Origin of the sequence: Autumnicola patrickiae, from assembly GCF_031846525.1 — a bacterium.
In the GTDB taxonomy this organism is placed as follows: Bacteria; Bacteroidota; Bacteroidia; order Flavobacteriales; family Flavobacteriaceae; genus Autumnicola; species Autumnicola patrickiae.
The window spans coordinates 40353-48774 of the sequence record NZ_JAVRHM010000024.1 but is presented as its reverse complement, the minus strand read 5'-3'; the positions used below and the strand labels follow the sequence as shown (position 1 = coordinate 48774).

Below are 8422 nucleotides of genomic sequence, written 5' to 3'. Positions count from 1 at the left end.
CAAGTGCAAACAACGCAAACGGAGGTTAATCGGATTATAAGTGAACATGGGAGGACCCACGAAAAGGGCGACGGGATCATCTATGTTTCTGAAGTGGAGCAGCTCTTCAAAGTAAAGACCGGCGAAGAAAGTAAACACGAACTTTAACCCCGAAGGCTTCTATAATTCGGGAAAATAGATAGCCCTAAAGAAAAAAGAAGGGATCATGAAAACATACCAAAGACACCGAAAAAGCTATCGTAAAAATTTAAGAAGTGGTGAAAAATCTTCTTCTAGGATAACCGTTAAAGATAAAATCATCGCTATTATAGCATTTATTGGAATATTCGTCCTGGCAGTCTATTTAGCGATAGTGGTGGCTATGCATTAATTAACATCCTGTATAACTGACATTTTCTTTACTTATCTTAAAATGACTTTCATCTATTCTAAAAACCATAATTCTAATTGTGAAAATTAATATTATGTTGTAGTTTTAGTTAATTATTTAAACAAAACCGTTTAAAAATTATCAGTAAATATGATAATCGTCATATTTAAGTTGGCTTTTCCTTATTAAGTTTGAAAATATTCTTTATATAAAGTAAAAGTTAATATTTGTTAATTTTTTTAGATCCGTACTGTGCAAAGCTTTAAAAAAATAATAGCTGTCTCTTTAATATTCGCGGTAATGTTCGCTACCTCGTCTTTTACTGTGAGTATGCATTACTGTTGCAATAAGCTCGTGGATATGGCTGTTTTTACTAAAGCAAAGGTTTGTGACGCTGCACTTCAGGCTCAAACCAATCCTTCAAAAAAATGTTCGTTCGAAAAAAAAGGATGCTGTGACAATAAATCTATAGTGAAAGAAGGCAGTGATAATCTTCAAAAAACTACATTTAAAATGGAGAATCAAAATCTGGTTTTCCGGCACACATTTTTTTACGCTTACATAAATCTATTCGAGGGACTTGTGCAAAATGTTGTCCCTTTTTTAAATTATGATCCATCCCTCATACCAAAAGACTTTCAGGTACTCCACGAGGTATATTTAATTTGATTTCTTTCTAAGTAGGTTCTTTGATTAACCTGCACCACCGTGTTGGCCCAGTACTTCGCACAGGCTTACAACGGGTGCGCCCATTCCTGATCACGCCACACTGTTAACTATTTGCTAAATAGCAAATTAAAAACCTTTGTTAGGATAAGGAATATTCTAACAATCAAAAATGAGACTATGGATTTACAGAAAGAATTCTGGATAAAAAATATGGTATGTAGCCGCTGCCTAAAAGTTATAAAACAGGAACTGGAAGAGCTTGGGATTATCGTGCTCTCTTTGGAATTGGGTAAATTATTAGTGGAAGCATCAAATAAAACGGACAGGAATATTACTGAAAATGTAACTAAAGTTCTTCATTCTAATGGTTTTGAAATTGTACAAAGTGAAGAAGATATGCTGGTTGAAAAAATGAAAATCATTCTGATAGAACTGCTTACTGAACTGCCCCTCCATTTAAAAGTAAATACTTCAAAGCATCTGTCTTTAACCCTTCACAAGGATTATAAAATATTGAGCAAGCTGTTTTCTAAAAATGAAAATACCACCATTGAAAAATATTTTATAAAACTGAAAATAGAAAAGGTAAAGGAATTTATTCAATTAAAGCAGTATTCTTTTTCAGATATAGCATATATGCTGGATTACAGCAGTATAAACCATTTATCAAGACAATTTAAAGAAATCGTGGGAATGAGTATGACGGATTATAAAAATTCAGAAGATTGGAAAAGAAACTTTTACGATGAAATTATATAAATAAGAAAGAAGATTATGAAGATGAAACACTTTAAAAGCAAGTAGGTTTACATTCAATTTAAGCCTGGACATCTCCTAACGGCTTGTGTTGATAACCCCACAATTATTTCACAAGCCAGTTTCAGGCCCTTCGAATGATGAAAAGTAAGAATTAACCAAAAAATTAAAACTATGAACAAAATATTAATCGTGATTTTATTAATTCCTTTTATAGGATTCGCTCAAAACATTGAAAATGTAGATTATATCTCACCGTTCCATAATGATATTGCAGCGGTTAAAAAAGGGGATAAATGGGGGTTTATTGACAAAGAAGGCACACTGGTAATAAATTACCGGGATGACCTTGTGCCTACCAAAACAGGTAATGCAAGTTATCCGGTATTCAGTGAGGAAAGATCCCTGATCGTCCACAAAAAAAATGGTATTTCGTATTTCGGGTACATAGATAAATCTGGAAAAACAGTTATTGAACCGCAGTTTTTAAATGCCACCAATTTTAAAGAAAATGCAGCTATAGCACTGAAATTGGTTAAGGAAAATCTTGGCAGTAATGATGTACTGATGAAAAATGTAGTGAATTACCATTATTTCGAAGTAATTATTAATACGAATGGGGAAATAGGTCAATATTTAACTGAAGACCCTATACACATTACCCTTTCGAAAGAATATTTAAAAGATACCCCAGCTATTACTTCCAAATTTATTTCTGACAATCTAATAGCAATCAGGAACAATAATAAGGGATGGAGGATTAAAAAAATCAATTAAAACAGATATTATCAATTTCAAAAACAAAAAACAATGAAAAATCACTGGTTATGGATGGTCCTCGGTTGCGGGCTTCCCTTGTTATTCATCTTTTTAGCTCCCTCAATTGGGATTGGAGGCGGGACCTGGCTTTTTGCATTCATTATAATAATGTTCGCCATACACCTGCTAATGCCAATGCAACACGGGAGCCATACGCACGGATTATCTGATGAGAACTTAAATAAGAAGAACAAAAAAGAGGGTGAAAAAAGAGATCATCATCACTAAAGTTTAAGATATGAAACGAAAATTTCAAATTAATGGCATCAGTTGCAGCGGATGCGTTAACAGGGTTAAGAAAGTTTTAGAGGCGCTCCCAGCTGTGGAAAAAACAGAAGTTTTTCTGAACCCAAAAGGAGCCACAATTATCACAATGAAGGAAACCCTAACAGTTGATGAACTACAAAAGCAACTAGACAACCTGGAGGGCTATACTATTGAAGAAATTAAAAAATAACTTTAAAACTCAGCACTATGCACTATTACGACGGAACTTTTGGAGGTATGCACCTTATTTGGTGGTTTATCTGGTTAGCATTTATTATATGGATTTTCTTTATCCCAACAGATATTCCTTACCAAAGAACAAAAGAAGAAAAGCCATTGGATATCCTAAAAAAAAGGTTTGCTAAAGGTGAAATCTCAAAGGAGGAATTTGAAGAATCCAAAAAATTAATAAACTCAGATAACTAACCTAAAAACACACAAACTATGTATCGATTGAACGTAAAAAAATTTGGTTTTGCCCTCGGTCTTACTGGAGCTTTGATTTATTTGGGCTGTATGATCGTGATGGCTACAGCGGGACAAGAAGGAACGATTATATTTTTCAATAGTCTTTTACACGGTCTGGACACAAGCAATATTATAAGAATGGACGTTCCCCTATTGGAAGCATTTTTCGGTATTGTTCAAACCTTCATTTTAGGTTGGTTAATTGGAGCGTGCATTGCAGCATTTTATAACGCCCAAGTTAAAAAGGGATAATTTTTTATCAGGGAAATTTAAAAAGCATTTGGCAATAAACCTCTTTAATTAGAATATAACTATATAAAATAAGTTTTAAATCCTTAATAATGCAGAGTAAGAAACCTCTTAGAAATATTAAAACAATAGCTGTTCAAGTATTAATTTGGGCAGGCATTTTCTATTTCCTGGTACACCCTTTTACAATGGTGCTCTATTGGTTTGAATATAGTAACACAGTGTTTTCGTTTTCCCTGTTTCAAGATGTTTTAAAAACTCGATTTTTAGAGTCTTTCACTTTTGATATGAGTGGAATGGGTGGTTTACTCACGCTCTTAGGTGGTCTTTTGGGACTACTGTCTGGTTTGTTTTGGATAAACCTTAAAAGGAAAAATGAACTCATTGGAACACAACAACAGCTGCTTGTTCGTGATATTGAAGAATTAATTGAGTCGGGCGAAAATGAACGGGTAGAATTCAAGTCTTCGATACGGTATGATTATTACCGTAAAACAACCAATAAAGAACTGGAACTGGTCATTGCCAAAACCATCACAGGTTTTATGAATGCCAAGGGCGGTAAATTAATTATTGGTGTAGATGATGATGGAAATATTTTAGGCTTGGAGAATGATTTCAAGACACTCAAACACAAAAACAGGGATGGTTATGAACGTGAAGTTTTTAGAATAATTTCTACCCAGTTGGGCCACGAGGCTTGCTTCAGCAATCAGGTTTTATTTTATGGTTTAAATGAAAAGGAGGTGTGCGTAATAAATATTGAACCTTCTGAAAAACCAATTTATGTAAGTGATACTGAAAACACCACTTTTTATGTTCGGACGGGTAATGCTACGTATCCTTTGACAGTGAAGGAAGCTGTTAATTATTTAGAAAATAGAAAATTATAAGAGTATGCAATACGTCTGGTTTATATGGTCACTTATAATTCTTGCGCTTTGGGCAGTCATCTATCTGTTGAGAAAAGAATCAAGAAAAGAGATGCTCAAAATGAGCCTTATAACAATGCCTTTTGGATTAACAGAACCCTTTTTTGTGCCAGAATATTGGTTCCCGCCCTCCTTATTCAATTTAGCAGAACAAACAGGTTTTGACATAGAGAGCCTTATCTTTTCTTTTGCTATTGGCGGGATTGGCACGGTGCTCTACAACCTTATTTTTAAGCGAAGCCTCGTTGAAATACCGCATAACGAGCGTGGTCACCAGAGACATAAGCTACATATTTATATACTTTTTATACCTTCCTTGGTCTTTTTCATACTCGCCCTATTCACATCGCTCAACCACATTTATTGTGGGATTATCGCTTTGTTTATAGGTGCCTTGGCAACACTCTATTGTCGTCCTGATTTGAATAAGAAGATTTGGGTTGGGGGAATCTTGTTTACAGTATTGTACTTTATTTATTTCGGAAGTATCCTTCCATTCTATCCTCAATATGTGGAGCTGTATTGGAACCTCGATAACCTGACCCATATTCTCTTCTTGGGTGTGCCCATAGAAGAATTACTGTTTGCCTTCACTTTTGGAATGTACTGGTCTGGATTGTACGAACACCTGTATTGGCGAAAACTTATAAAATCGAAAGGAATTTCAACCAACTAAAACATTCAAATTATGAAAATACTATTGGCAGTAGACGGTTCAGACTTTAGCAAAGCTGCTGTGGATGAAATTAATAAAATGATGTTACCATCATATGCTGAAATCTGCATCATAAATGTATATGAGTTTCCCGCGATGATTGGCCCAGAATTAATGACCACGAGCGGAAGCCTGAACAATTACTTCGAAGAATATATAAGCGGTGCCAAAAAAATAGGGAATAAAATTGTTTCGGAAGCCAGCGATGTCCTTAAGAGCAAAAATGAAGCACTCGCCATAACTACCATCGTAGTGAGTGGATTGCCCAAAAGTGCTATTCTCGAAAAAGCCGGGGATTGGAAAGCAGATTTAATCGTAGTTGGCTCTCAAGGGCAGGGAGCATTTTCACGATTTTTACTTGGCTCCGTTTCACAATATCTAGCAACTCACGCCAAATGCTCGGTACTTATTGCAAGAGATAAGGATGAAGGGTGAATGCTATATGAACAACTAACAAATGAAAGATAGCCACACACATAAGAAAATATTGCCATCTGCCTGCAAGGTAACGGATGATATCTGCCTTCCAGATTCTGACCTACCTCGCGTAGTTATCATTGGTGGAGGATTTGGAGGTCTGGCATTGGTTGAAAAACTGAAACACAAAGAGGTGCAGGTTGTATTGTTTGATAAAAACAACTTCCATCAGTTTCAGCCTTTGTTCTATCAAGTGGCCACGAGTGCTTTGGAGCCAGACAGTATTGTTTTTCCATTCAGAAAACAATTTAGTGGTTATAAGAATGTAATATTTCGTTTGGCCGAAGTCGAGGAAATTCAACCCTCATCAAATATATTAATAACTTCCAGAGGAAAAGTCCACTACGACTATCTGGTACTTGCAACTGGTACGACCACCAATTTTTTTGGGATGGATTCCGTAGCCCAAAATAGTTTGGGGATGAAGGATATTCGCGATTCCCTGAACATTCGCCATATGATGTTGCAAAATCTGGAACAAGCAGCGATTACCTGTGATGATGATGAACGGGATGCCCTAACAAATTTCGTTATCGTTGGAGGTGGTCCTGCTGGCGTGGAAATGGCAGGTGCTTTAGCTGAATTCCGTAAATATATTCTACCCAAAGATTACCCAGAATACCCTGCTTCCATTATGAACATTTACTTAATAGAAGCTATTGACGAGTTGTTAAGTACAATGTCAGACAAAGCATCATCAAAAACTTTAAAGTATTTAAAAGGCTTGAATGTAAAAGTACTATTCAATGAGTCGGTAAGTGACTATGACGGTTCAGAGGTTACTACAAAAAGCGGAAAGAAAATTTTAGCAAAAAATCTCATCTGGACAGCTGGCGTAAAAGGTCAATTCCCAAAAGGTGTCGATGAAAAACACGTGGTAAAAGGCAACCGGATTAAAACCGATCCCTATTTAAAAGTAGAAGGCTTTAAAAATGTTTTTGCCATAGGTGATATAGCTGCGCTTATTTCTGAAGAAACACCCAAAGGGCATCCACAAGTGGCGCAGGTAGCAATCCAGCAAGGCAAATATCTTGGCGAATCCTTGTTGAAGCTTATGAAAAACAAACACATAGAACCTTTTTACTATAAAGACAAAGGTTCCCTGGCCACCGTAGGAAAGCGTAAGGCAGTAGCAGATTTGGGCAAGTTCAGATTTACAGGTTATTTCGCCTGGCTCTTATGGTCAGTAGTACACTTAATATCCATAAGCGGATTTAGAAACAAATTGATGGTTGGTTTTAATTGGGCAGTAAGCTATTTCACTTACGAGAAGAGCAACCGTCTAATTATTAGAAATTTTAAACCAAAATCATTAATTAATCACACGAAGAATTAATTTAAAGATGAAAACCAATACAGATAAAAACGATAAGCTTTCCTTAATAGGTTCCATATCTCTTGGTACTGGTGTAATGATTGGTGCTGGCATATTTGTCCTTATGGGGCAAATAGCAGAGTTGGTGGGTGATCTATTTCCCATTGCATTTATTGCAGGTGCTGTTGTGGTGGGTTTTAGCTCATATTCCTATGTCAAGTTTTCAAATGCTTTTCCATCGTCTGGAGGTGTGGTTAAATTCCTTAACAAATCCTATGGACCTGGAACAACAACAGGGTTTTATTCTTTGCTGATGTACGTATCAATGGTAGTTTCCGAAAGTCTGGTGGCGGGCACTTTTGGAGCATATACGTTGAGACTATTTCCCGAGTCCTATGCAGGTTATGCCTCTACCCTGGGTGTTGGGCTAATTGTTGTTGCTTATATAGTGAACATCCTGGGCAATAAGGTTATTGGTGCCACCGCGACATTTACCGCTGTTATAAAGGTAGTGGGAATAGCAATTTTAGCTATTGCCGGCCTTGCAATTTCAGGTTTTGCCGGTATTACGGGAAACTATATTCCCGAAAATACTGAGACATTACCACAAGGCTTCGGATTTGTGGCCGCTTTGGCGTTATCTATCCTTGCTTATAAAGGCTTTACCACTATCACTAACCAAGGTGGGGATATTGTAAATCCACATAAAAATCTAGGACGATCCATTATTATTTCTATTCTTATCTGTACGCTCATCTATGTAGCACTGGCTTTGGCTGTGGCCGGAGGTTTAAATATCCCCGAAATTATTGCGGCAAAAGATTATGCCCTCGCGGCCGCAGCAAGACCTGTTTTTGGCGAATGGGGTTCCTGGATTACTATTGGTATTGCCATAATAGCCACGGTCTCTGGGGTCATTGCCAGTGTGTTCTCATCATCACGCCTGTTGGCGATGCTCAGTAATATGAAACAGGTGCCTTCCTTGACCAAATTTGGCAGTTTAAAGAATCCGGCACTCATATTTACCGTTTCCCTTGCCATTTTATTGACAATCCTGTTTGATTTAACAAGAATTGCATCCATTGGGGCTATATTTTACCTCGTTATGGATATCGCAATTCATTGGGGGCTTTTCCGCAATCTTAGAAAAGAAGTGGATTTTAAACCAATTATCCCCGTGATTGCCATTATACTGGATGTTGCAGTACTCTCGGCCTTTATTTATATAAAATATCTGAACGATCCTTTGGTTCTTATTGTCGCGGCAATTGGGATTGTTCTAATACTTGTGGCGGAACGCCTTTTTATGATTTCACATACAGACGATGAAGGTAATATGCCGATGGGAATGAAGAATACAAGTGACAAAAACAATAAAACATAAT

General features: G+C 36.7%; 13 protein-coding genes. All 13 read left to right on the top strand.

The annotated features are described in order from the left end of the window. Window positions 1-205 precede the first annotated feature (205 nt). The 13 genes from RM549_RS16665 (at window position 206) to RM549_RS16610 (ending at window position 8421) form a co-directional block, all read left to right on the top strand. Window positions 206-370, top strand: a complete 165-nt coding sequence (locus RM549_RS16665; RefSeq protein WP_311686866.1) for a hypothetical protein — start codon at window positions 206-208, stop codon at window positions 368-370. Between the two features lie 252 nt (window positions 371-622). Next, on the top strand, window positions 623-1039 hold the full coding sequence (locus RM549_RS19545; protein ID WP_432264721.1) for an HYC_CC_PP family protein: 417 nt from the start codon (window positions 623-625) through the stop codon (window positions 1037-1039). A gap of 177 nt (window positions 1040-1216) precedes the next feature. After that, window positions 1217-1798, top strand: coding sequence for a helix-turn-helix domain-containing protein (locus RM549_RS16660; protein ID WP_311686864.1), 582 nt, complete (start codon window positions 1217-1219; stop codon window positions 1796-1798). 171 nt (window positions 1799-1969) lie between these two features. Beyond that, complete coding sequence (locus RM549_RS16655; protein WP_311686862.1) at window positions 1970-2572, top strand: WG repeat-containing protein; 603 nt, start codon at window positions 1970-1972, stop codon at window positions 2570-2572. A gap of 33 nt (window positions 2573-2605) precedes the next feature. Then, complete coding sequence (locus RM549_RS16650; protein WP_300440179.1) at window positions 2606-2842, top strand: hypothetical protein; 237 nt, start codon at window positions 2606-2608, stop codon at window positions 2840-2842. 10 nt (window positions 2843-2852) lie between these two features. Further along, window positions 2853-3071 (top strand): heavy-metal-associated domain-containing protein, encoded by a 219-nt coding sequence (locus RM549_RS16645; protein WP_300440176.1) that lies wholly within the window; start codon window positions 2853-2855, stop codon window positions 3069-3071. A 17-nt stretch (window positions 3072-3088) separates the two neighbouring features. Beyond that, window positions 3089-3307, top strand: a complete 219-nt coding sequence (locus RM549_RS16640) for an SHOCT domain-containing protein (RefSeq protein ID WP_311686859.1) — start codon at window positions 3089-3091, stop codon at window positions 3305-3307. 18 nt (window positions 3308-3325) lie between these two features. Continuing rightward, a complete protein-coding gene (locus RM549_RS16635; RefSeq protein ID WP_300440171.1) occupies window positions 3326-3601 on the top strand; it encodes a DUF5676 family membrane protein in 276 nt (91 codons plus the stop codon). Between the two features lie 89 nt (window positions 3602-3690). After that, on the top strand, window positions 3691-4491 hold the full coding sequence (locus RM549_RS16630; RefSeq protein WP_311686856.1) for an AlbA family DNA-binding domain-containing protein: 801 nt from the start codon (window positions 3691-3693) through the stop codon (window positions 4489-4491). A 4-nt stretch (window positions 4492-4495) separates the two neighbouring features. Further along, the gene (locus RM549_RS16625) at window positions 4496-5206 is read left to right on the top strand and encodes a lycopene cyclase domain-containing protein (RefSeq protein ID WP_311686854.1); all 711 of its coding nucleotides are present in this window, start codon (window positions 4496-4498) and stop codon (window positions 5204-5206) included. Window positions 5207-5218: 12 nt separating this feature from the next. After that, entirely contained in the window at window positions 5219-5680 is a 462-nt protein-coding gene (locus RM549_RS16620; RefSeq protein ID WP_311686852.1) for a universal stress protein, read from the top strand. A 22-nt stretch (window positions 5681-5702) separates the two neighbouring features. Further along, window positions 5703-7058: an NAD(P)/FAD-dependent oxidoreductase gene (locus RM549_RS16615; protein ID WP_311686850.1), complete on the top strand. Its 1356-nt coding sequence runs from the start codon at window positions 5703-5705 to the stop codon at window positions 7056-7058. Between the two features lie 7 nt (window positions 7059-7065). Next, window positions 7066-8421, top strand: a complete 1356-nt coding sequence (locus RM549_RS16610; RefSeq protein WP_311686848.1) for an APC family permease — start codon at window positions 7066-7068, stop codon at window positions 8419-8421. Window position 8422: the final 1 nt, after the last annotated feature.

What these genes read in the sequence shown, in the direction of transcription:
- RM549_RS16665 (WP_311686866.1), top strand. Translation starts at nt 206, where the DNA reads ATGAAAACATACCAAAGACACCGAAAAAGCTATCGTAAAAATTTAAGA.
- RM549_RS16660 (WP_311686864.1), top strand. Translation starts at nt 1,217, where the DNA reads ATGGATTTACAGAAAGAATTCTGGATAAAAAATATGGTATGTAGCCGC.
- RM549_RS16655 (WP_311686862.1), top strand. Translation starts at nt 1,970, where the DNA reads ATGAACAAAATATTAATCGTGATTTTATTAATTCCTTTTATAGGATTC.
- RM549_RS16650 (WP_300440179.1), top strand. Translation starts at nt 2,606, where the DNA reads ATGAAAAATCACTGGTTATGGATGGTCCTCGGTTGCGGGCTTCCCTTG.
- RM549_RS16645 (WP_300440176.1), top strand. Translation starts at nt 2,853, where the DNA reads ATGAAACGAAAATTTCAAATTAATGGCATCAGTTGCAGCGGATGCGTT.
- RM549_RS16640 (WP_311686859.1), top strand. Translation starts at nt 3,089, where the DNA reads ATGCACTATTACGACGGAACTTTTGGAGGTATGCACCTTATTTGGTGG.
- RM549_RS16635 (WP_300440171.1), top strand. Translation starts at nt 3,326, where the DNA reads ATGTATCGATTGAACGTAAAAAAATTTGGTTTTGCCCTCGGTCTTACT.
- RM549_RS16630 (WP_311686856.1), top strand. Translation starts at nt 3,691, where the DNA reads ATGCAGAGTAAGAAACCTCTTAGAAATATTAAAACAATAGCTGTTCAA.
- RM549_RS16625 (WP_311686854.1), top strand. Translation starts at nt 4,496, where the DNA reads ATGCAATACGTCTGGTTTATATGGTCACTTATAATTCTTGCGCTTTGG.
- RM549_RS16620 (WP_311686852.1), top strand. Translation starts at nt 5,219, where the DNA reads ATGAAAATACTATTGGCAGTAGACGGTTCAGACTTTAGCAAAGCTGCT.
- RM549_RS16615 (WP_311686850.1), top strand. Translation starts at nt 5,703, where the DNA reads ATGAAAGATAGCCACACACATAAGAAAATATTGCCATCTGCCTGCAAG.
- RM549_RS16610 (WP_311686848.1), top strand. Translation starts at nt 7,066, where the DNA reads ATGAAAACCAATACAGATAAAAACGATAAGCTTTCCTTAATAGGTTCC.